The sequence below is a fragment of the Halomonas aquatica genome, assembly GCF_040196335.1.
GTDB classification, from domain to species: domain Bacteria; phylum Pseudomonadota; class Gammaproteobacteria; order Pseudomonadales; family Halomonadaceae; genus Halomonas; species Halomonas aquatica.
Map to the genome: position 1 here is coordinate 110,913 of NZ_JBEGCJ010000005.1, position 20,110 is coordinate 131,022.

The 20,110-nt window shown below is 65.2% G+C and carries 24 protein-coding genes; 13 read left to right on the forward strand and 11 right to left on the reverse strand.

Features of this window, described 5'->3' with window-relative positions:
• Positions 1 to 118: 118 nt before the first annotated feature.
• A complete protein-coding gene (locus ABE960_RS11715) occupies positions 119 to 988 on the reverse strand; it encodes a LysR family transcriptional regulator (RefSeq protein WP_349762764.1) in 870 nt (289 codons plus the stop codon).
• Positions 989 to 1,082: 94 nt separating this feature from the next.
• Here ABE960_RS11715 and ABE960_RS11720 point away from each other — a divergent pair, with 94 nt between their 5' ends.
• Both ABE960_RS11720 and ABE960_RS11725 read left to right on the forward strand, forming a co-directional pair.
• Entirely contained in the window at positions 1,083 to 1,583 is a 501-nt protein-coding gene (locus ABE960_RS11720) for a lactoylglutathione lyase family protein (protein WP_349762463.1), read from the forward strand.
• Between the two features lie 129 nt (positions 1,584 to 1,712).
• Entirely contained in the window at positions 1,713 to 3,305 is a 1,593-nt protein-coding gene (locus ABE960_RS11725; RefSeq protein ID WP_349762464.1) for a BCCT family transporter, read from the forward strand.
• Between the two features lie 133 nt (positions 3,306 to 3,438).
• Here ABE960_RS11725 and ABE960_RS11730 read toward each other — a convergent pair whose 3' ends face one another.
• From ABE960_RS11730 to ABE960_RS11745, 4 genes are all read right to left on the reverse strand, one after another.
• On the reverse strand, positions 3,439 to 5,082 hold the full coding sequence (locus tag ABE960_RS11730; RefSeq protein WP_349762465.1) for an MBL fold metallo-hydrolase: 1,644 nt from the start codon (positions 5,080 to 5,082) through the stop codon (positions 3,439 to 3,441).
• A gap of 14 nt (positions 5,083 to 5,096) precedes the next feature.
• Entirely contained in the window at positions 5,097 to 5,279 is a 183-nt protein-coding gene (locus ABE960_RS11735) for a hypothetical protein (protein WP_349762466.1), read from the reverse strand.
• A 61-nt stretch (positions 5,280 to 5,340) separates the two neighbouring features.
• Positions 5,341 to 5,940 (reverse strand): LysE family translocator, encoded by a 600-nt coding sequence (locus ABE960_RS11740; RefSeq protein WP_349762467.1) that lies wholly within the window; start codon positions 5,938 to 5,940, stop codon positions 5,341 to 5,343.
• Between the two features lie 121 nt (positions 5,941 to 6,061).
• Complete coding sequence (locus tag ABE960_RS11745; protein ID WP_349762468.1) at positions 6,062 to 6,292, reverse strand: hypothetical protein; 231 nt, start codon at positions 6,290 to 6,292, stop codon at positions 6,062 to 6,064.
• 8 nt (positions 6,293 to 6,300) lie between these two features.
• Between ABE960_RS11745 and ABE960_RS11750 the strand changes: the two genes are divergently transcribed.
• Both ABE960_RS11750 and ABE960_RS11755 read left to right on the forward strand, forming a co-directional pair.
• Positions 6,301 to 6,726 (forward strand): secondary thiamine-phosphate synthase enzyme YjbQ, encoded by a 426-nt coding sequence (locus ABE960_RS11750; RefSeq protein ID WP_349762469.1) that lies wholly within the window; start codon positions 6,301 to 6,303, stop codon positions 6,724 to 6,726.
• Between the two features lie 26 nt (positions 6,727 to 6,752).
• Entirely contained in the window at positions 6,753 to 7,724 is a 972-nt protein-coding gene (locus tag ABE960_RS11755; protein WP_349762470.1) for a ChaN family lipoprotein, read from the forward strand.
• Between the two features lie 52 nt (positions 7,725 to 7,776).
• On the opposite strand, the gene frdD is transcribed toward ABE960_RS11755, so the two are convergent.
• The 3 genes from frdD to ABE960_RS11770 all read right to left on the reverse strand — a co-directional run bounded on the left by frdD (position 7,777) and on the right by ABE960_RS11770 (position 9,609).
• Positions 7,777 to 8,142, reverse strand: a complete 366-nt coding sequence (frdD, locus tag ABE960_RS11760) for a fumarate reductase subunit FrdD (RefSeq protein ID WP_349762471.1) — start codon at positions 8,140 to 8,142, stop codon at positions 7,777 to 7,779.
• Positions 8,142 to 8,285, reverse strand: a complete 144-nt coding sequence (locus ABE960_RS11765; protein ID WP_349762472.1) for a succinate dehydrogenase/fumarate reductase transmembrane subunit — start codon at positions 8,283 to 8,285, stop codon at positions 8,142 to 8,144. The genes frdD and ABE960_RS11765 overlap by 1 nt, the downstream gene beginning before the upstream one ends.
• 88 nt (positions 8,286 to 8,373) lie before the next feature.
• Entirely contained in the window at positions 8,374 to 9,609 is a 1,236-nt protein-coding gene (locus ABE960_RS11770) for a methyltransferase (RefSeq protein WP_349762473.1), read from the reverse strand.
• A 154-nt stretch (positions 9,610 to 9,763) separates the two neighbouring features.
• On the opposite strand from ABE960_RS11770, the gene ABE960_RS11775 reads away from it, so the two are divergent.
• Positions 9,764 to 10,630 (forward strand): SDR family oxidoreductase, encoded by an 867-nt coding sequence (locus tag ABE960_RS11775; protein ID WP_349762474.1) that lies wholly within the window; start codon positions 9,764 to 9,766, stop codon positions 10,628 to 10,630.
• Positions 10,631 to 10,645: 15 nt separating this feature from the next.
• On the opposite strand, the gene ABE960_RS11780 is transcribed toward ABE960_RS11775, so the two are convergent.
• Positions 10,646 to 11,614, reverse strand: a complete 969-nt coding sequence (locus tag ABE960_RS11780) for a YbgA family protein (protein ID WP_349762475.1) — start codon at positions 11,612 to 11,614, stop codon at positions 10,646 to 10,648.
• Between the two features lie 257 nt (positions 11,615 to 11,871).
• Here ABE960_RS11780 and ABE960_RS11785 point away from each other — a divergent pair, with 257 nt between their 5' ends.
• The 3 genes from ABE960_RS11785 (at position 11,872) to ABE960_RS11795 (ending at position 13,599) form a co-directional block, all read left to right on the forward strand.
• Positions 11,872 to 12,591 (forward strand): Spy/CpxP family protein refolding chaperone, encoded by a 720-nt coding sequence (locus tag ABE960_RS11785; protein ID WP_349762476.1) that lies wholly within the window; start codon positions 11,872 to 11,874, stop codon positions 12,589 to 12,591.
• A gap of 56 nt (positions 12,592 to 12,647) precedes the next feature.
• The gene (locus ABE960_RS11790; protein WP_349762477.1) at positions 12,648 to 13,088 is read left to right on the forward strand and encodes a DUF411 domain-containing protein; all 441 of its coding nucleotides are present in this window, start codon (positions 12,648 to 12,650) and stop codon (positions 13,086 to 13,088) included.
• 163 nt (positions 13,089 to 13,251) lie between these two features.
• Positions 13,252 to 13,599, forward strand: a complete 348-nt coding sequence (locus ABE960_RS11795) for a putative quinol monooxygenase (RefSeq protein WP_349762478.1) — start codon at positions 13,252 to 13,254, stop codon at positions 13,597 to 13,599.
• Between the two features lie 57 nt (positions 13,600 to 13,656).
• On the opposite strand, the gene ABE960_RS11800 is transcribed toward ABE960_RS11795, so the two are convergent.
• Both ABE960_RS11800 and ABE960_RS11805 read right to left on the reverse strand, forming a co-directional pair.
• Positions 13,657 to 14,385 carry an aspartate racemase/maleate isomerase family protein gene (locus ABE960_RS11800; RefSeq protein ID WP_349762479.1) on the reverse strand — a complete coding sequence of 243 codons (729 nt, stop codon included), beginning with the start codon at positions 14,383 to 14,385 and terminating at the stop codon, positions 13,657 to 13,659.
• A gap of 37 nt (positions 14,386 to 14,422) precedes the next feature.
• Positions 14,423 to 14,704: a DUF503 domain-containing protein gene (locus tag ABE960_RS11805; RefSeq protein WP_349762480.1), complete on the reverse strand. Its 282-nt coding sequence runs from the start codon at positions 14,702 to 14,704 to the stop codon at positions 14,423 to 14,425.
• A gap of 182 nt (positions 14,705 to 14,886) precedes the next feature.
• On the opposite strand from ABE960_RS11805, the gene ABE960_RS11810 reads away from it, so the two are divergent.
• The 5 genes from ABE960_RS11810 (at position 14,887) to ABE960_RS11830 (ending at position 19,898) form a co-directional block, all read left to right on the forward strand.
• Positions 14,887 to 15,276 carry a gamma-glutamylcyclotransferase family protein gene (locus ABE960_RS11810; protein ID WP_349762481.1) on the forward strand — a complete coding sequence of 130 codons (390 nt, stop codon included), beginning with the start codon at positions 14,887 to 14,889 and terminating at the stop codon, positions 15,274 to 15,276.
• Positions 15,277 to 15,343: 67 nt separating this feature from the next.
• Positions 15,344 to 15,667, forward strand: a complete 324-nt coding sequence (locus tag ABE960_RS11815) for a hypothetical protein (protein ID WP_349762482.1) — start codon at positions 15,344 to 15,346, stop codon at positions 15,665 to 15,667.
• Positions 15,668 to 15,797: 130 nt separating this feature from the next.
• Positions 15,798 to 17,189, forward strand: a complete 1,392-nt coding sequence (locus ABE960_RS11820) for an MFS transporter (protein WP_349762483.1) — start codon at positions 15,798 to 15,800, stop codon at positions 17,187 to 17,189.
• A 244-nt stretch (positions 17,190 to 17,433) separates the two neighbouring features.
• A complete protein-coding gene (locus tag ABE960_RS11825; RefSeq protein WP_349762484.1) occupies positions 17,434 to 19,080 on the forward strand; it encodes a PEP-utilizing enzyme in 1,647 nt (548 codons plus the stop codon).
• Entirely contained in the window at positions 19,077 to 19,898 is an 822-nt protein-coding gene (locus ABE960_RS11830) for a PEP/pyruvate-binding domain-containing protein (RefSeq protein ID WP_349762485.1), read from the forward strand. The genes ABE960_RS11825 and ABE960_RS11830 overlap by 4 nt, the downstream gene beginning before the upstream one ends.
• Positions 19,899 to 20,110: the final 212 nt, after the last annotated feature.

The window sequence follows — 20,110 nt, forward strand, 5'->3', positions numbered from 1 at the left end:
ATTAGCGCAGTCAGTCCAACTAAACGACTAGAAAACTAAACGGTGGCCAACGGGAAGCAGACCTGCCTCGCTACCGGTTCGTCTGACCGCCATCTTCAGCCCTGTTGTCGCCCGTGAGCTAGAGCGACTCCATGGCCTCGGACAGCACCGTCTTCACCCGATTCGGCATGGCCTTGCGGCGGTGGGTCGTCAGGTAGAGCGTCTCGCTGACCGGATGTCTCAGCGGGTGAATCCTGATCCGCCGGGTATTCTCAAAGGCCTCGACCGCGTGGGCCGGCAGGACCGTGAACCCCAGGCCGAGACTCACGGGCTCGAGGATCAGGTTGATCTGGTTGGAGAACCCGGTCTTCTCCAGTTGATGGATGTGCTCGAACTCGGCGTAGTTGGCGCCCAGCAGCAAGCCGGCATGGTGCGCGCCATCGGGGTGGTCGATGAACCCCAGCCGGCGCAATGTCTCCCAGTCGGGCTCGGTCGCGTCAACCGGCGTGACCAGCAACAACGGCTCTCTGGCCACCGGCTTGCCACTGACCTCCTCCAGCGTGGAGGGGGTCGTCATGAACCCGATATCGACAGCATCTCCGGCGACGGCCCTCTCCACGTCGGCATTGGGGGCAAAACGGTAGTCGATCACCAGCGCCGGATGCCGACGCTGCAGTTCCAGCAGGTGGAGATACAGCTTGAGCCCCACACTGCCGGGGGACATCACCCGGACGACACCCTCAAAGGCCGGATCCTCCCCCAGCCGTCGCTCGAGGTTACCCAGTGACAGCACGATCTGTCGCCCCTCCCGATACAGGCGTTCCCCCGCATCCGTGAGCGTGAACCGCTTGCCCTGCCGCACCAGCAATGGGCGCCCCAACTGCTCTTCGAGCTTGCGCACTTGTTGACTGACACCGGACTGGGTCATGTGCAGGCGTTCGGCGGTACGGGTGAAATGCCCCACCTCCACCAGGGTGCAGAAGGTGCGCAACCAGACTGGATTCATCATCACGTATCAATCTCATATATATCTTGAATGATAATTTTAGGTGATCGAAACTCCTTCGTACACTACTCCCGACATCCACACAGGAGAACAGGTCATGCACAGCGTCTATCCGAGAAACTTCTCACACATCGGCATCTCGGTGCCGGATCTGGACAAGGCGGTCGAGTTCTACACCGAGGTGATGGGGTGGTACCTGATCATGGAACCGTCGGAGGTCGTCGAGGACGACAGCGCCATCGGCGAGATGTGCACCGACGTGTTCGGCAGCGGCTGGGGCAGCTTCCGAATCGCCCACGTCTCGACCGGCGACCGGATCGGCGTCGAGCTGTTCCAGTTCAACAACGCCGAGGACCCGGAGGACAACTTCGAGTACTGGAAGACTGGTGTCTTCCACTTCTGCGTGCAGGACCCTAACGTCGAGGAACTGGCCGAGCGCATCGTCGCCGCCGGCGGCAGGAAGCGCATGGCGAAGCCCCGCTATTACTACCCGGGCGAGAAGCCGTATCGCATGATCTACATGGAAGACCCGTTCGGGAACATCCTCGAGATCTACAGCCACAGCTATGAACTGACCTACAGCGAGGGCGCCTACTGAGGCGCCCCCCTCACGGACGACATCGACGACGACCCTTTAGACCTTGGTCTAAGGTCTGGTAGAATGCTGGCGCTCTAGTCGGCGTTGCGTCCCCCGCCGCCGAACATTCTCCCAACTAGAGCATCCGCCATGTCCCAGAATGACCAGACCGCCGACTCACGGACGGGGCTACTGTCACGTTTCGGCGATCCTCTCGTCCTGCTGCTCACCGTGGGCTTCATCATCGCCTTCGTGGGGCTCTCCCTGTATGACATCCAGGGCGTAGCCGACGTCATCGCCAGCGGCTTTACCTGGACGGCCGCGAAGCTCGGCACCTATTTCCAGCTGCTGCTGCTGCTGACCTTCCTGGTCGGTATCGGAGTGGCGGTCTCCCCTGCCGGTGAGGCCCGGGTGGGCAATCTCGATGCGCCACAGATCAGCACCTTCAAGTGGCTGTCGATGATCATGTGTACCCTGCTGGCCGGCGGCGGCGTGTTCTTCGCCGCGGGTGAGCCGATCTACCACTTCGTGGTCACCCCGCCGGCCTTCGACACCGAGGCCGGCACCGCCGAGGCGGTGGCCGGTGCCCTGGCCCAGTCGTTCATGCACTGGGGTTTCCTGGCCTGGGCCGTGCTCGGCACACTCACCGCCGTGGTGCTGGCGCATGCACACTACGTGAAGGGACAGCCGCTGCAGCCGCGCACCCTGCTCTACCCGGTGCTCGGCGAGCGGGTCATGAAGGGCTGGTTCGGCAGCGTGGTCGATGCCTGCTGCGTGATCGCCGTGGTCGCCGGCACCGTCGGCCCCATCGGCTTCCTGGCCACCCAGGTGAGCTTCGGGTTGCATCAGCTGTTCGGAGCGTCCGAGGGCTTCGGAACCCAGTTGGCCATCCTGGTGGCGCTCGCTGCCGTCTACGTCACCTCGGCGATGACCGGCATCCACAAGGGCATACAGATGCTCAGCCGCTTCAACGTCTTCCTGGCGCTGGGCATCGCGGCGGTGATCGCGGTCTTCGGCCCCACGCTGTTCCTGGTCAATGCCTTCACCCAGGGCTTCGGTGAGTACCTCTCTTCGTTCTTCACCATGGCGACCATGACATCCGAGACCGCCCCGGCCTGGTGGATGAAGTGGTGGACGGTGTTCTTCTTCGCCTGGTTCATCGGCTACGGTCCGCTGATGGCGATCTTCGTGGCGCGCATCTCGCGGGGCCGCTCCATCCGCCAGATGATCCTGGCCGTGGCCGTGATGGCGCCGATCGCCACCACCCTGTGGTTCACCCTGCTCGGCGGTTCCGGCATCCACTACCAGCTGACCGGCGCCATCGACCTGACCGAGGCGCTCAACAACTTCCAGTTCGACGTGGCGACCCTCACCGTGGCCCAGGCGCTGCCCGGCGGCAGCCTGATGGCGATGGCCATCCTGCTGCTGACCAGCATCTTCGTGGCCACCACCGGTGACTCCATGAGCTACGCCATCGCCGTGGTCTGCACCGGCCACGATGCACCGCATCGCCTGGTACGCGCCTTCTGGGGCATCGCCATGGCCCTGATGGCGGGCATACTGCTCTACATGGGCGCGGGCCAGATCAGCGCCCTGCAGCAGTTCATCGTGATCACGGCGATCCCGGTCTCCCTGGTGCTGTTGCCCTCGCTGTGGACCGGCCCCCAGGCCGCCTATGCCATGGCGCGCGAGCAGGGTGTGCTGGCACCACGCGCCACAGCGAGTGCCGCCACACACCGCTGACGCAAGAGCCCCGATGCAAGAGCCCCGATGCAAGCGCCCTGATGCAAGAGGCCGTGAAGCGCAAGGCCCCGAGCCGGTTGGCTCGGGGCCTTTCTCGTCTGGCCTGGTCTCGTCTGGCTGATGTCCCGGGGCATCAGGGCTCCCGCGGGAACCACTGTCCCTCGCGCTCGAGGGCGCGTCCCTCGCCCTCCAGCTTGCGCAGGTGGGCAAGCGCCGAGCGGGCGGCGACCCCCTGCCGGGCCTCCGGCACATCGTCGTAAGCATGGAGGGTCAGGGTCTCCAGGTTCGCCGGGCCATGATGTTGAAGCGCCCGGCACACCTTGTGTTCCCGGGCCAGGCGGTGGGTGATCAGGAAGTCGATGGCGGCATGGGCCTCGCCGATGAGGAAGCCGTGCCCGGGGGCGATGTGATCGAAGGGCTGATCCTTCAAGTCATGAAGCGCGCCCAGATAGGCGGCCATGTCGCCATCAGGCGGATTGATCACCACCGTGGAGCCCTGCATGACGTGGTCGCCCGATAACAACAGGCGCGCGGGCTCCAGCAGGTAGCAGAGGTGGTTGGAGGCATGCCCCGGCGTGTGCAGTACCGTCAGGGGGCCCGCGGGAGTCTCTAGACGTTCGCCATGCCGGGGCCGGTGGTCCGGCTCAAAGCCGGCGTCCTGCCCCTCCCCCACCGGCGCCGGCAGGCCCACCAGCCGGGCACCGGTGCGTGCCTTGAGCCAGGCTGCGCCCGGGGAATGATCGCGGTGGGTATGGGTGACCAGTATCTGCGATATTCGTCCGCCGGTGAGCGCCAGCAGACGCTCCTGGTGCTCGGGCAACTCGGGGCCGGGATCGATCACGACATGCTCATCGCCATCACTCAGCAGGTAGCTGTTGGTCCCCGGGCCGGTCATCACCCCCGGGTTGGGCGCGGTGACCCGAGTGACGCCCGGAGCCAGCGCCACCCCCCTGCCGGGCACGATCTCGGCGCTGGCCATCCCGTGTCGGCCGGGGTCGAGGCGACTCACTTCCGCGTAGGCCGGGGCATCCGGCTCCACCAGACAGTCGGCGCCGCCCTTGCGGGCCGGCCAGGGGCGGCTGGGCCGAGGCGTCGGCGGGTTGGCATGAGCATGGCGCATCAGCGCCTCGCCGGTGGCGAAGTCGGCGAGGATGCGCAGAGTACGGAGGGTGGGATACCCCAGCGCCAGGCGGCCCGCCCGATGATCCGACAGGGCCCGGGCCGGCGTCAGCCAGGCATGTGCGATGGTCTCGCTGCCGTCATGCGTCGCCTGCTGGCCAGGCGGCGCCAGGGCGACGAAGAAGCGGGTATCGAAGCGCCGCGGCGCGCCCCTGGGAGTGACCCAATGGCCGAGGTAGGCCAGCCGGTCCAGCGGCAGGCCGAGGCCATGCTGCTCGCACAGGGCGCGGAAGTTCGTCTGCCCGCGTCGCAGCGCATTCCGGCCGGCCGTCAGGATGGGGTGATCGCCCGCCGGCAGTCGCCCCCGGGCATCGGTTGCCAACAGCAGTCCCGCCTCCTCGAAGCACTCTCTCAGGGCCGCGATCATGTAGTCGGCCCCGCCCTCATCCAGGCTAAGGGTCTGACTGATGGTGGCATCGCTGACACCCGTCATGCAGGCCCTGCCGTCACGATCCTGGCGATCCACGGCCCCGCCGGGGAAGACGAAATAGCCGGGCAGGAAGGCGGCCTGCCAGGTGCGCTGAAGCATCAGGACTTCCAGGCCCTGCGCGGAGTCTCGAAGCAGGGCCAGGGTGGCAGCGGGACGAATCTCGGACATGCGCTCGCCGGCCATCACCGCGACGTGACCACGGTCAGTGTCATCTTGGCCCTGGGCAACAGGCAATCAGCGACGACGCCACCATGGCGCTCGGAATCAACGATCAGGGCCCCGATGAAGGGCGCCGCCGGCAAGGTGCACTCCATCTCGGCGCGGTGGTCGGCGACGGCAGGCGGCAAGTCGGGGGCTTGGGTCATCGGCAGGCTCCGGGAAGTGGTCATTGACGGTGAGGTCCTCAGCTCTTAGACGCGCCTGGCGTCAGCCAAGGATGAAGATCACGCAGGCCGCGGTCAGGGCGCCCATGGTGCCGTTGAACACCCGCCAGGAACGCGGCCCCTTGAGCCAGCGGCCGATCGCCATGCCGAACCCCGCCCATAGTGAGATACAGGGCAACGCCACCAGCTCGGCCACGCCGGCCAGCAGCAGGGCGTTGACCAAGGTGTTGCCCTCCTCAGGCAGGAAGCTCGCCATCAGCGTCAGCCCCATCACCCAGGCCTTGGGGTTGGCGAACTGGAAGGCAGCGGCCTGCCAGAAGCTCAGTGGGTGCCCCACGGCATGGCCGAACTCCGGCGGCGGTGCGGTGGCGATGCCCCAGGCCAGGTACAACAGGTAGAGGCTGCCGACGATGCGCAGCAGGGTCTGTACGATCGGGAAACGCTCGAAGACGATGCCTAGGCCCAGCGCGATGGCCCCGAACAGCAGGAAACAGCCGCCCATGATGCCCAGCAGGTGCGGCAGGGTCCGGCGGAAGCCATAGTTGGCCCCGGAGGCGGTGAGCATCACGTTGTTGGGGCCGGGGGTGAGGGTCATGGAGATCATGAACAGGGACGCGGGTCCCAGGAAGGCCAGGGTTTCCATACAATTGCACCCATACAATTCAAGATTATTCGTTGGTTTTAACGCGACATGTTCATCGCAGCGGGCGCTGCGCACGATCGCCGAGGACCCCGAAGCCCTTCAGCCTGCCACCGACTACCAGTCAGAGGCCGGCAGCGAGACCCAGCTCGACAAGCTGGTAGCCGGCGATGCCCTGGCCTATCCCGGTTTCGTCTTCGCCTCCCAGCAGGCCCGCCTGCGTCTGGCGGCGGAGCCGATGGACAAGGTTGGCATGGACGTCGACGCCCGTCGAGAGCACCTGGCGGCCCTGGCTTGGGGTGAATGTTGCCCCGGCCTTCCCTATGCTGGACGCCTGTTCGACGACGGGAGACAACGACCATCATGTGGGACCAACGCGAGATCGCCCTGTCACCCCGCCCGCGGGGTTTTCACCGGGTCACCGACGAGATCGTCGCCGGCATGCCAAGGCTGCCCGAATGTCGGATGGGACTGGTGCACCTGCAGCTGCTGCACACCTCGGCCTCGCTGACCCTCAACGAAAGCGCCGATCCGGACGTGCGCCATGACATGGACGCCTTCCTGCGTGACCTGGTGCCCGGCGAACTGCCCTACTTCCGCCACACCCTGGAGGGCGATGACGACATGCCGGCCCATGTCGCCGCCAGCCTGTTCGGCACCCAGCTGACCGTGGCCGTGCGTGAGGGCCGCCTGGCACTGGGGACCTGGCAGGGTATCTGGCTTGGCGAGCACCGTGACCATGGAGGCACCCGCCGTCTGATCGTCACGCTCCAGGGAAGCCGGACATGACCCGCCGGGATATCCGAGAGTCACCCATGCCGCGATCTCGCTACTTGCGTTTCCGCTCCTTGCGATTCCGCTCACGCTGTCGTTCCCTCTGCCGCCGGGCCGTGCTGGCCGGGCTCCTGCTGCCCCTCGCGTTACCTGTCGCCGTCCTGGCCGATGAATGCCCCGCTCCCGGCCAGTGGCAGACCCGCGACGACGAGCATCTTTCCACGGCAGAACTGATGCCGAAGCTCGCCGATCACAGGGTGCTGCTGCTCGGCGAGCGTCACGACCGGGTCGATCATCACCGCTGGCAGCTTTACACCCTGGCCGCCCTGCATGCCTACCGCCCGACCATGGTGATAGGCCTTGAGATGCTGCCCCGTGAGGCACAACCGGCGCTGGACGCCTGGGTGGCCGGCGAGCTCGACGAGCCCGGCTTCCTCGAGGCCAGCGACTGGCAACAAGCCTGGGGCTTCGATCCCGACCTCTACCTGCCGATTCTCCACTTCGCGCGCATGCAGCGGATCCCGCTGGTGGCCCTCAACGTGACGCCCGCGCTGCGCGGTCGGCTGGCCGTGGAGGGCTGGGAGACCGTCCCGCCGGAGGAGCGCTTCGGCATTACCCCGCCGGCCCCCGCCTCGCCGACCTATCGCGAACGCCTCACGGCGATCTACGACCAGCATGCCGAACGCAACGACGACACCTCGGGCCTCGAGCGGTTCATCGCCGCCCAGCTGGTCTGGGATCGCGCCATGGCAACGGGCCTGGCCAACGCCAGTAAGGAGAACACCCTCGTGGTGGGGCTCATCGGTCAGGGCCATCTGACCCATGGCCATGGCGTCCCCCATCAACTCGATGACCTCGGCATGACCAGCCACCGCAGCCTGATCCCCATCTCTCCAGGTCCGGAGTGCCGTCTCCCGGCGTCAGGCTACGCCGATGCTGTCTTCCTGCTCGGCGATGAGCCCCCCACTGACTCCGAATCCCGAATCACAGTGACAGGGGGCATGGATCGATGAAGATTTGCAGGTCCTCCTGAGCCTGCCCTGTCGGGCCATCCTGCAGACACCTTCACATCACGCCGAGCACGAAGCCAAGCAGCGCCAGGGCGCTGAGCAGAGCGGCCGCGCCGTAGGTGGCGATCTTGTTGGCTGTGTTGCGGCCGATTTTCAGATCGTGAAGCCCATGGCGAATGCGGTGAGCGGCATGAAACAGTGGCAGACAGATCACCACGCCGATGAAGATCAGGCCGGGAAAGCTGAAGAGCAGGCCATGCGCGCGCTCGAAACTCAGGGCCTCAGGGGACATCACCCCTAGCGGAATCAGCACACCGATGAACAGAATCACCGCCGGAATGAAGACGGCAAAGCAGACACCACCGGCACTGAACAGGGCCCACCAGATGGGCTCGTCGCTTCTTTTTGCGGATGTATTCATCAAAGCCCCCTTCCCAGCATCCAGGCGATGAAGAATATCAACGGCAACACGGTGGCTTCGCGCGCCATGTAGACCCTGAAGTAGCGGTGTTTCAGCCACCAGGTGCGTTTGAGTTCGGGAGAATGACTGGCTTGCTTGGCCATGATGCCCCCTACCGTTTTTTCTCTCTATAAGGGGCTCGATCAGGGCTCGATCAGAGTTCAATCATGGCTCGCCCCGGGCCGGCGGCCCTTAAGCCTCTCGGGCGCAAGGCCGGCATGCTCTCAGCAGCAGGTTGCGCGGAGTCAGCTCGCGCTCGCAGAAGGTGCCGAGCTCCACCGAGAACCCCGCCTCCTCGAGCCTCAGGGTGCGATCCAGCACCAGCCACACCTCCAGCGGGCGGCGGAACAGGTGGCGCACCAGCTCCATTCGCGTCACCTCGACTCGGCGCCGTTCCCCGGCCGACTCGAATGCCGGCCAGTCGATGCCGGCCGGCAGGCCCAGCCCCTTGCGCTCGGCCGCCCAATGGCAGAATTCCGCGAAGCTGTCGGGCAATCGACCATAGGCCAGGCTCGGTACCGGCAGGTAGGCATCGATGCCCCGCACCTCGCGCTGCAGCAGGTCGAACCCCAGCCGCCAGGCATTGGCCTGCTCGCGCCGACGGCGCACATGGCGCGGGGCGGTCACGGTCTCCTGAACTGCCATGGCCAGGTCCTCACGGGTGAGGATGAGCCCGCTGGCCGCCGCCAGCTCGCGGCCCTGCCGTGACAGGGGCCGGTAGTGGGCATCGGTAGTGCGCTGATAGCAGCATGGCGCCAGGGTCACGGAACTGCCGTGCTCGGCGGCAAGCTCGATCAACCGGCCATGCAGGTCGCCGCAGGCATGCAGCGCCGCCACCCGGGTATCGGACGAGAGCCACCGCCCGGCCCCGGGCGCCAGCACGTCCTGCTCGGCCATGTGCACCGTTGCGCCCTGGCGGTCGGCCAGCCGCTGACCTTCCCGACACAACGTCGCCTGCCATTCCAGGGCCGTCACCTCGGCATCGAGTCGCTGGGCCAGCGCTCGGGAGAGGTGCCCCTTGCCCGCGCACCACTCCACCAGCCGTTCGTCGGGCGAGGCCCCCACCCGGGGCAGGAAGGCCTCGATCTGCGACCACTTGCGCCCGCCCACATGGGCGGCCCAGGCCACCGGCAGCTCACAGGCATCGCCGGCAAGCTCGGGCAGATCCACCAGGCGGGCAAGCTCCGCCACCGGCAGCCAGTCGGCTAGCGGCGACTCACGGAAGGGGGTGTCCTGCAGGCGAGCCGCGGACGCGTCGGAAAGCCTGAGCAACGCCGTTTCCAGCCCAGGCCACGCCTCACCCCAGGGTGGGCGGCGATGCTGGAACGGCAGCGGACGCCACAGGTCCTGCCATTCGGCCAGCCGCTCGGTCAGCCGCGCGAAGCGTTCCGTATGGGAGAGGAGCGGATGGGGGAGGGACGGAGACATGGGATAACGGATGGGATCGCGGTCTCGGGAGAATGCCGCATTGTAGGAGCTTCCCGACCGACTTGCATGGCCGGGCGCCAGGCGACAGAGTGCGGGGTTGCACCGAACCGGCGCTGCCGACGAGCCCGCCCCTCGACTGCCAGGAGCCAGACCGATGCCCGCCTCTCCCGATTCATCCTCCCGCAGCGTGCTGGTTACCGGCGCCTCCAGCGGCATCGGCCATGCTGCCGCTCATGCCCTGGCCCGACGCGGCTGGCGGGTGTTCGCCACCGCGCGGCGCGAGGAGGACCTGGTGCGGCTGCGTGACGAGGGTCTCTCGACAGTTCCCCTCGACCTGGACGACAGCGACTCGATCGCCGCCTGCCTCGCGGCGGTACTGGAGGCGACCGATGGGCGGCTCGATGCGCTGTTCAACAATGCCGCCTATGGCCAGCCCGGAGCGGTGGAGGACCTGTCGCGCGAGGTGCTGCGCGCACAGCTTGAGACCAACCTGCTGGGCACCCATGAGCTCACCTGCCGGGTACTACCGGTGATGCGCCGCCAGGGCGCCGGTCGCATCGTGCAGAACAGCTCGGTGCTGGGCCTGGCGGCCATGCCCTACCGAGGCGCCTACGTCTGCTCCAAGTTTGCCCTTGAGGGGCTGACCGACACCCTGCGACAGGAACTCACCGGCAGTGGCATCCACGTCAGCCTGATCGAGCCGGGGCCCATCACCAGCCGCTTCCGCGAGAATGCCTACCGCGCCTTCAAGGCCAACATCGACACCGCCAACAGCGCCCACGCCGACACCTACCGCACCGTGGAAGCGCGACTGGCCAGCGACGACGGCGGCGGGCGCTTCACCCTTGGCGCCGAGGCCGTGGTCGACAAGCTCGTACATGCCCTGGAGAGCCCGCGTCCGAGGGCGCGCTACTACGTGACCCTGCCGACCCACCTGTTCGGCACCCTGAAGCGCCTGCTCGGCACCCGGATGCTGGACCGCGTTCTGCTGCGGGCGACCCGCGGCGAGCGCCAGCCCTGAGGGCCGGAAAGACCGTCAGATGGTGTTGCGCAGGCCCAGTTCATAGGGGTGCGGATCGAGATAGGTCTGCTCGAGGATGTAGTCCGAGCCGTGGCGCTTCACGTAGTGCTTGAGCAGGCGGATCGGCACCGCCAGGTGCACATGGCCCAGCCGGTAATCATCGATCGCCGACAGCAGGTCCTGGCGAGTCTCGCCGTCCACCGCCTCCTTGAGGTAACCCAGCACGTGCATCAACGCATTGGCGTGGGTCTTGCGGGTGGCCGGCCGGCCCAGCGCGGCCATGAAGCCCTGCAGGTAGTGGGCCATGGCCTCCTGCAGCGGCCGCTTGCTCGACTCGGCCAGGTAGCGCCCCAGCTCGCGATAGGATTCCACATGGTGGGCCATCAACAGGTACTTCTGGCGGCTGTGGAACTGCAGCAGGGCATGGTAGCTGGGGGCGGCCTCCACCTGGCGCTTCCAGTCGTCGAAGGCGTAGACGCGGGTGATGAAGTTCTCGCGCAGCACGGCATCGTTCATCCGGGCCTCCTCTTCCAGCGGCAATTCCGGGAAGTGGCGGCGCAGGGCACGCACGAAGGCCCCCGAGTCGGCATGGCTGGGCATGCCGTTGGGATGGTAGACCTTTACCCGCTCGAGCCCGCAGCTCGGCGAGCCCTTCATCAGGATGAAACCGCGCAGGTGACGGTGGGCGTCGACGAAGGCCTCGCTGACTTCATCCAGGCGGTCGGTGACATCGAGGCTCGGATCCTTGGTGCCCACCACCCGCGGCTCCTCGTTCAGCAACCCGACCAGGCGGATGGGTTCGCGGGGGACACCGAGCCCGGCCTCGAGCTCCGGGCAGAAGGGTTCGAAGGCGAAGCGGTCCTGAAGGACCTCCAGGCAGTAGCGGGAACGCTTGTGACCGCCGTTGTAGCGCACCTGCTCACCCATCAGGCAGGCACTGATGCCGACCGGGATCCCTTCCCTGCTTGCCGCCTGTTCCGCCATTGCCGCTCTCCTGTTCACTTCTATCCTGTGCTCACTCTGCATCAGCACCGGACATGGCCCGCAGGGCATCGCCATTGTGGCACAGCACGGCCGCGCTGCCAGTCACGGCTCAGCGGCTCGCCGGAGGTTGATGCACGTCAATCGTGCCCATCCCATGAACGGCTATGCTGGATGACAGCTCACGACCCGGACAGACCGGTCGAGTCGAGTCCGCCATGACCGCAAACGAGCCAGCCTGGCTCGAGAGGAGATACTCCATGAACCTTCGCCTTAATACGCTCGCCCTGGGCCTTGCCATTGCCCTGGGATCCGCCTCTGCCCATGGCCAGATGGGCCAAGGCGCAATGATGGGACCAGGCGCAGTGATGGGACCCGGCTACGGCCAGATGGGACCCGGCATGATGGGATACGGCCCCGGCTACAGCCAGATGGGGCCGGGCTACGGTCACATGGGCCAGATGGGGCCCGGCATGATGATGGGACCGGGCTATGGTCACATGGGCCAGATGGGGCCCGGCATGATGATGGGGCCGGGCTATGGTCACATGGGCCAGATGGGGCCCGGCATGATGATGGGGCCGGGCTATGGTCACATGGGCCAGATGGGGCCCGGCATGATGATGGGGCCAGGCTATGGTCACATGGGCCAGATGGGGCCCGGCATGATCGGATACGGGTCGGGCGGCATCACGCCGCTGCTCGATGAGGCGCAACGTGAGAAGATGCGTGAGCTGATGGAGGCGCATTGGCCCGGCCAGATCGAGCGCATGAACCAGATGCGGGAACTGCAAGCGCAAATGATCGCTCTTATGCAGCAGGAGCGGCCGGATGCCGACGAGCTGTCATCGATGAACGCGCGCATGGCTGAACTGCATGGCAAGATGATGCTCGAACGGCTGGGGCTGCATAATGCCATGCAGGACCTCCTCACCGACGAACAGCGCCAGCAACTCTATCCTGGCGGCGCTACACGCTGACGACCACACACAGTGTCCGGCCCATGGATGCCATGTGCCGGATACGGAGACTACACATGAACCGTGCGACCACATCCCTGCTGCTCTCCGGGGCTATGCTGCTGGGCGCAGCCTCCGCCCAGGCCGCCCTCCCCAAGGAGGCCACCCTGTACAAGAATCCCCAGTGCGGCTGCTGCGACGGCTACGCCAGGCACCTCGAGGCGATGGGGATCGAAGTCACCGTCGTCGATGACGTCGAACTGGGCAAGGTCAAGGAGGACTCCGGGGTGCCCTATAGCCTCGGCGCCTGCCATACGGTCGTGCTGGGGGAGTATGTGATCGAGGGGCACGTGCCCCTTGCGGCGGTCGAGGCCCTGTTCGAGCAGCGCCCCGATATCGACGGCATCGGCCTCGCCGGCATGCCCATCGGCACGCCCGGCATGCCCGGCCCCCAGAGCGAGCCCTATCAGGTCTACCAGTTCGATGACCATCGGGACTCTCCGTTCATGACGCTCTAATGCTCAGCGCTCCCGGCCGACGCCGGGAGCGCTCTTTCGTGGGCGCCTCCATGCGGGTGGTGGTTGCCGATGATGTCCATCGAGGGGAGATCATGATCTCGCGCTGGTGGCGGTGGGGGCTTGTTGGTATCGTCGTCGCGGCATTTCACCAACAGGAGCCATCATGTCCCGGAAGATCTACTGCATCGCGAGTTTCAAGCCCAAGCCCGGCAAGGAAGACGCCGTCTTCAAGGCACTGCAGGCCCTGGAGCCGAATGCTCATCGCGAGGATGCCTGCCTGAAGTACACCGTCACCCGCCAGATCGACAACCCCTTCGCCCAGGGCGAGAGCTATCCGATCGTCTTCCATGAGACATGGGCCAATCTTGAGGCCTTCGAGGCGCACTGCCAGCGTCGGGAGATTCAGGAATTCTTCGCCACCCACCTCGAGGACCCGAGCGGCGACATCGAGGATGCCAACGTCTGTGTCTATACCGACGAACCGGCCGACTACGACGCCCCCCGCCTCTGACACCGTCGTTCACCCGGTCGGGGCCGCAGCGCCATTCCCTGCCAGGAGATCGCCACCTCAGTTCCCGGCCAGGCGCCCGAGCAGCGCCTGCGGCGGTTCTGCTCCGGCCAGCCGCCTGAGGCCGGCCCAGAGGGTCACCTGGTTGGCGGTCAGTACCTCGCGTCCGGCCTCCCGGTTCATCACCTCGCGTAAGCGTAGTGAGTTGATCGCGGTATCGGGGATCAGCAACGGCCGCGACGTGTCGGGATAGCGTTCGCGGAAGCGGCGAACCTCGCCGAGGATATCGGCACGATGCGAATCCTCGGCATAGGGGCAGTCCAGGGCGTGGTCGTTGACCACGCCGACCCCGCCCTCGCGCAGGAAACTCACCAGCCGCAAGGTGACGTCATCCGGATAGGGGCTCAACAGGTCCACTCGATCGTGCCCAAGACGGGAAAGCGCCTCGAGGAAGGCCAGCGCCGTGCTGGTCACCGGCACCCCCAGTCGCGCCTCCAGGCCGGTACACTGCTCTCGGGCCCAGGCGAGGCCGCCGATGAAACTGGCACTGGTGCAGGCCCACACCACGGCGCGGGCCCCGGCCTGCTCGACCAGACTCTCGCCCACCGGGGCCAGGCGTTCCACGTCGCCCAGCGACAGCAGCGCCCCCGGCGCGTGGTGGCCGTCACTGGGCACCTTGCCCACCGCGATGCGAGGCAGGTCAACGGCCTGCTCCGCCAGGGTGTACCACTCGTAGTCATCCGGCCCGTCGTCGGGAAGCAGGATGCCCAGGCAGTTGTCTTGGCTCATGTCAGGAAATCCATTCAGGGATGATATGAAACACGATTCACAGCAGCTCCCGGGAGACATCCATCACCCGGCCGTCCACCGTGCGCTGGCACTTGTCCTCGATCTCGCTGCACAGCGATGCGACGTCCCGCGACGTGCCACCCACCACCACGAAGCTCCACTCGCTGGCATCGTGGCGGTCGTGATCGCCGCTCTCGCAGACGGCGATCGCCGGGTTGCGACCGAAGCGTTCATGCAGGCCGCCCATGCGCTGTCGCTTCTCCTTGAGCGAGCGGCAGCCCGGCAGGGCAAACGTCAGTGTGAGGATGGTGATATGCACGCAGGACTTCCTTCCCTCTATGTGGGACCGTCAGGCGGCTCGACGGCCCTGCCAGCAGTATGGCAGCGGTGGCTGCACGATGCCCGAGGCCTGCCACGGCCCGGTGACGGCGTGGCCTGAGCCGCCCGAGCGAGGTAGAATCATCCCGGATATTCGACCGCTTCACGGAGAAGGCCACGGCCATGCACACCCCCGCCCTCGCCGTCATCCGCACGCCGCTGGTCGCCGTCTATGGCACCCTCAAGCGCGGCCTGCGCAACCACCACTGGCTGGAAGGCGCCGACTTCCTCGGCGAGGACTGCCTTACCAGCGCCACGCTCTATGACCTGGGCCCCTACCCCGCCGCCAAGCCCGAACCCTCTCGGGGCATCGATGTGGAGGTGTTCAGGGTGGATGCCCGCCTGCTGACGGGTCTCGACCGGCTGGAAGACTACCGCGTCCGCAAACCGAAGGACGGTGACTACGACCGCCTCATCACCACGACCACCTTCGGACCCGCCTGGCTCTACCTCTACAACCGGCAAGTGGCCGGTTACCCGGTGATCCGCGAGGGGTCATGGCTACCCCGCTAGTGCCACGCCTGTGATATAAACGCGATGAAGAAGGAAGCCCCTTCGGAATGCTCCCAGGGAGACGGTCATGGTCCGCTTCATTTTCTATCTCAGTCTGCTGGCCGGTTTGGGCTATGGCGGGCTCTACCTCTACTACGACATCAGCGTGGAGCGTTCCTTGAAAGACCACCTCGACGACCTCGGACTCACCGCCGTGGAGGTCAAAAGGATCGATTTCGACACCATGGCGCCGCTGGTCAAAGATGCCCATATCACCGCTGAGGTGGTCTACGGCAGCGCCGCAGCGAGCCTCGACATCCGTGTGATCGGCCACCCGGCCTTCTCGGAGGATTACCGCATCGAGCTCGACAGCCTTCAGGCGTTCCGGCTCAGCATCGGTTCAGGCGGCTGAGCCCTGGCCGGCAGGCGGCCGATATCGATCGGCATGTCGGCGAACACCATCGTGTGCCGGGCTCAGCAAGACGACGCTTGTGACCGGAAAGTATGCGCTATACGCATCGTGATAATGACGGGACGCCACCTTGAGCTCCACCGACGCTGCCACCCGGATGTCTGCTGCGAGTACTGCGGCCTTGCTGATCGCGTCCGCGCAGGCGCCACTGGGTTCAACCCTGATTGCCGTGGCACTCCCGTCAATCGGCATCGGGATCGGTGCGGATCTCGTCCTGATCACGGGTCTGTTGGTCACCGGTTATCTGGTGGTCAACGTGGTCTGCCAGGGGCCTGCGGGAAAGATAAGCGATCTCGTCGGGCATTCGCGCATCCTGTGGACGGGGATTGGTCTCTACGTCATCGGCGCGGGTTTCGGGCTTGTGGCACAGGGTGTCAGCCTCTTGTTCGTGTCGCGCTGTGCGATGGCGGCAGCCGGTGCGCTTGTGGTTCCCGCAACACTCGCCCTGTTGCGCCTTCATGTGCCCAAGGAGCGGCGTGGTCGTATCTTTGGCCTGTTTGGCGCGACCATGGGAATTGCCGCAGCAGGTGGTCCCGCCCTGGGTGGTGAGATCGTCAGCCTGTTCGGCTGGCGCACTGTTTTCATTGCCAATCTGCCATTTCTGGCTCTCTCGGCCCTGCTGTTGCACCTGTATCCCTTGCCTGCGGGCCACACCCCGCCAAAGCGTTCCCTGAGGGCACTGACCAGATCGCTGGATCTTGTTGGCATCGGCCTGCTGGCGCTGTCACTGGCTTGCCTGATCGTGGCGAGCAAGCTCGATGGCCCGGTATTTATCGCCGTGGTTCTGGCGGCGGCTGTCGTCGGCGTGGCCTTTGTCAAGTGGGAAGCGAATGCAGCGGCCCCCGTCTTTGATCCGCATCTGTTTTCTCTGCCAGCCTTTGCCGCGGGAACCATGATGATCGCCTTGCAGAACTTTGCGATGTACGGGTTGCTGTACCAGTTGCCGCAATTCTTTTCCGTGTTCCGCGGGGCGCATCCACGCGACATTGGCTACATGCTTTTCGTCATGATGATCGGCATGGTGATTGCCGCCCCGGTGGGTGGACACCTGACCGACCGGATCAGCGCACGGAGTGCGGCGCTTTTGGGGTGTGCGCTGCTGTTGACGGGCATTGTACAGCTCTGGGATCTGGGTTCGTTTGAATCCCCGCAGGACGCGATGCTTGCGCTGCTGATCTTCGGGCTGGGCCTTGGCCTGTGCAACGCGCCTGCGCAGGCATCCTTGATGAGCGCAGTAACATCAGGACAGGCCGGAATGGCGGCCGGGGTCAGTTCCACGATGCGCTACCTCGGCGGAATTCTGAGCATTCTGGTTCTCGCCGCGGTCCTGGGAGCCGACACCATCGTCAGCGTAACGCGCCATGACGTCATGATCTGGCTGTTTACCATTGCCATCGTACTGTCCGCCCTCATGAGCCAGAGACTGCTGGGCACGGGTAATGCGGCAGCAGAATCCCCCTGACGTCGCTTCCCTTCGGCTACCTTCAGCCGACGCCTCCGGTAATGCCCGACGTGCGTGCCTGACCAGCCCCTTCGAGAGAGCCCCTTCGAGAGAGCCCCTTCGAGAGAGACCCTTCGAGAGAGACCCTTCGAAAGTGCCCCTTCGAGAGTCGAGATAAAGCAGCCATGCCAATGACCTGAAGTCTGCTAGCATCTATCTAGTACCCGATACTCCCTTCGATCTTCATTGATGGCAGGACATAACAATGAACAGTCCAACTCCGTCCGCCCCGACAGCATTTGAAGCACCCGGACCGGGATCCTGGTCCGTAGACGCGGCGCATTTCCCGCGCCCGGTGTCGCATTTTCAGGCCGAGATCCATCCACAAGGCATAACCAGCGGGTTTCTGGAGTGCGCGCGCCGCTATGGGTTGCTGATCGACACCCTGGACTTTCGGTTTGTGAACGGTTTCGCCTACTCTTCCGTCGTACCCGCGGCCGAGGCGGAAATTCCGGCGCGTTTCAAGGCCGCCGAAGATGTGTTCCGAAACAAGATCTGGAGAGAGGACCTCGCGCGCTGGGACCGCGAAGTGAAGCCTGCGTCAATCAAGACACATCAGGCGCTTCTGGCCGTAGACCCCGCCACATTGTCAGACGACGAACTGATGACCTATGTCGATCGTTGCCGAGACAACCTGCAACGCATGATTCATCAACATCACAGTTTCAACCTGGCGGCGATTCTTCCGGTGGGCGATTTCATGGCCCATGTCGGCGCATGGACAGGCCTGCCGATGGGCGAGTTTCTCGCGCTGACGCGTGGATCGGCACCGGAATCCGCCGGATCCTTTCCGGAGATGGATCGACTGGCCGAGGAAATACGCAACAGCCCGGATGCCCGCAAACTCCTGGAATCCGGTCAGGCGAGTGCGGACATCCTCGAACGGCTCTGCAATCAGCCGAGTTCGCTGGGTAAAGCGACGAGAGACTATCTTGGCGTGGTCGGCGACCGACTGCTCAACAGCCTTGATACCGGCGAACCCTCGGCCATCGAAGTGCCCGAGGCGCTAATCGCCCGGATCAGGATGGCCGTACAGCAGCACGAGCATCAGGACGTGGCCGTGACCGAAGCGGAAGTGTCCAGGCTGCGAGAGAAGATTCCCTCCGAACACCGCGCCCAGTTCGATGAGCTTCTCGACGAGGTGCGTCTGATGTCGCGGCTGCGTGACGAGCGTGGCTTCTACAGCGACGTCTGGGCGGGCGGTGTCATGAGACGTGCGCTGCTTGCCGCCGGAGCGAGGCTTGCCGCACAGGGTCGGATCGAAGCGGCGGCACATCTCGTCGAGGCAAGTTACAAGGAAATCCAGGCCCTTCTCAGCCGAAATGGCGGCCCCGGTGCTGCGGAACTCGCGGAACGCGCCAGGTATCGCAAGGAGCAGCGTGCCGAGAATGCGCCTTCTGAACTTGGCGATCCCGCCTCTCCGCCACCCCCCATGGACGGCCTGCCACCAGAGGTGATACGTGTGATGACCGCCCTGGGGACGGCCATTCAATCCCTCGGGGCCGAGCCTCAAGACAATCGCGACACTACCGTCGTCAAGGGAATCGGGGCAAGCCCCGGCACCTACAGTGGGATCGCGCGTGTCATCGACAGTACCGAAGATCTCGGTCGCCTCGAAGAGGGTGATGTGCTGATCACGGCCGCGACCACCGATTCCTTTAACATCGTCCTTCCCCTGCTCGGGGCCATCGTCACGAATGCAGGCGGCCTGCTATCCCATGCCGCCATCGTGGGGCGAGAATATGGCATCCCCGCCGTCGTCGGGACCCGCAACGCCACTGCGCGGATCGCGGACGGAACACCTGTGACAGTGGACGGAACGACAGGCGAAGTCCGGTTTGACGCTCCATGACACCGATTCCATTGTCGTCGGCCTGCGATGAGCAGGCCTACGGCGGAAAGGCGACGCAACTCGGCGCGGCGATCCGCGCCGGGCTTCCTGTGCCCGAAGGTTGCGCGCTCGACACCGCGTTCGTTGATGCGATCGCATCGGATGACCCCGGCGCACGGGCGGAACTTGCTGGAATATGTGCGCAGATACCCGGTCCGGTGGCGGTCAGATCCTCGGCCATCGGCGAAGACTCGGGTGGTGCGAGTTTCGCCGGACAGCATGCTACCGTTCTCAACGTCATGGGTTTCGAGGCTGTGTCGGACGCGGTTATGGTAGTGCGGAAATCGGCGTGGACGGAGTCTGCCCGCGCGTATCGCGACCGAGTCGGGGTGGACACGGACATACGCATGGGCGTGGTCATTCAGCGTCTTGTCGCCGCGGAGGTGGCCGGGGTGCTGTTCACCTGCAACCCCGTGACCGGACAAGACGAGCGTGTCGTCGAGGCCGTGTGGGGGCTGGGTGAAGCGGTTGTGCAGGGTCTTGTCATCCCCGATTGCTATCGCATGGATCGTGCCGGATGCCTCATCGAATGCCGCCCAGGCGTCAAGGATATCCGTATTCAGCGGTTGCCCGGAGGCCTGACCGCCAAGGAAGCCGTCGCGGAGCATCTTGTCGAGCATCCCTGCCTGGATGCGGAAAAACTGGCTGCGCTGCACGTTCTTGTGTCGCAGTGCGAGAGCGTGTTCGGTACTGGTCCACATGACATAGAATGGGCGTTCGAGCGCGAGATTCCGTACCTGCTGCAATTACGCCCGGTGACGAAATACTCGTCGGCCTGATCTGAAGTAGCCCCCAGCTTTTGTTCTTCATCAATCAGCGAGGTGTCCTCGGAGTTCCAGCGAGGGATTGAATCCTGATCCGACAAGGCTGAGATAGTAGGCGACAACCACACCCCAGAACCCGGCCGGCGAAATCGATTGTATGGCTCTGTAATCTCCCGCATTGATGCCAACATGTATGTTTTACGCAAGCGAGTCATGTAGAGTCACTC

Bases quoted from the DNA above. Each gene is read 5' to 3' on its own strand.
- ABE960_RS11730 (WP_349762465.1), bottom strand. From the start codon at position 5,082: ATGTCCGAGATTCGTCCCGCTGCCACCCTGGCCCTGCTTCGAGACTCC.
- ABE960_RS11795 (WP_349762478.1), top strand. From the start codon at position 13,252: ATGTCCCGGAAGATCTACTGCATCGCGAGTTTCAAGCCCAAGCCCGGC.
- ABE960_RS11830 (WP_349762485.1), top strand. From the start codon at position 19,077: ATGACACCGATTCCATTGTCGTCGGCCTGCGATGAGCAGGCCTACGGC.
- ABE960_RS11780 (WP_349762475.1), bottom strand. From the start codon at position 11,614: ATGGCGGAACAGGCGGCAAGCAGGGAAGGGATCCCGGTCGGCATCAGT.
- ABE960_RS11740 (WP_349762467.1), bottom strand. From the start codon at position 5,940: ATGGAAACCCTGGCCTTCCTGGGACCCGCGTCCCTGTTCATGATCTCC.
- ABE960_RS11765 (WP_349762472.1), bottom strand. From the start codon at position 8,285: ATGGCCAAGCAAGCCAGTCATTCTCCCGAACTCAAACGCACCTGGTGG.
- ABE960_RS11785 (WP_349762476.1), top strand. From the start codon at position 11,872: ATGAACCTTCGCCTTAATACGCTCGCCCTGGGCCTTGCCATTGCCCTG.
- ABE960_RS11810 (WP_349762481.1), top strand. From the start codon at position 14,887: ATGCACACCCCCGCCCTCGCCGTCATCCGCACGCCGCTGGTCGCCGTC.
- ABE960_RS11715 (WP_349762764.1), bottom strand. From the start codon at position 988: ATGATGAATCCAGTCTGGTTGCGCACCTTCTGCACCCTGGTGGAGGTG.
- ABE960_RS11770 (WP_349762473.1), bottom strand. From the start codon at position 9,609: ATGTCTCCGTCCCTCCCCCATCCGCTCCTCTCCCATACGGAACGCTTC.
- frdD (WP_349762471.1), bottom strand. From the start codon at position 8,142: ATGAATACATCCGCAAAAAGAAGCGACGAGCCCATCTGGTGGGCCCTG.
- ABE960_RS11815 (WP_349762482.1), top strand. From the start codon at position 15,344: ATGGTCCGCTTCATTTTCTATCTCAGTCTGCTGGCCGGTTTGGGCTAT.
- ABE960_RS11735 (WP_349762466.1), bottom strand. From the start codon at position 5,279: ATGACCCAAGCCCCCGACTTGCCGCCTGCCGTCGCCGACCACCGCGCC.
- ABE960_RS11800 (WP_349762479.1), bottom strand. From the start codon at position 14,385: ATGAGCCAAGACAACTGCCTGGGCATCCTGCTTCCCGACGACGGGCCG.
- ABE960_RS11755 (WP_349762470.1), top strand. From the start codon at position 6,753: ATGCCGCGATCTCGCTACTTGCGTTTCCGCTCCTTGCGATTCCGCTCA.
- ABE960_RS11720 (WP_349762463.1), top strand. From the start codon at position 1,083: ATGCACAGCGTCTATCCGAGAAACTTCTCACACATCGGCATCTCGGTG.
- ABE960_RS11750 (WP_349762469.1), top strand. From the start codon at position 6,301: ATGTGGGACCAACGCGAGATCGCCCTGTCACCCCGCCCGCGGGGTTTT.
- ABE960_RS11725 (WP_349762464.1), top strand. From the start codon at position 1,713: ATGTCCCAGAATGACCAGACCGCCGACTCACGGACGGGGCTACTGTCA.
- ABE960_RS11775 (WP_349762474.1), top strand. From the start codon at position 9,764: ATGCCCGCCTCTCCCGATTCATCCTCCCGCAGCGTGCTGGTTACCGGC.
- ABE960_RS11790 (WP_349762477.1), top strand. From the start codon at position 12,648: ATGAACCGTGCGACCACATCCCTGCTGCTCTCCGGGGCTATGCTGCTG.
- ABE960_RS11825 (WP_349762484.1), top strand. From the start codon at position 17,434: ATGAACAGTCCAACTCCGTCCGCCCCGACAGCATTTGAAGCACCCGGA.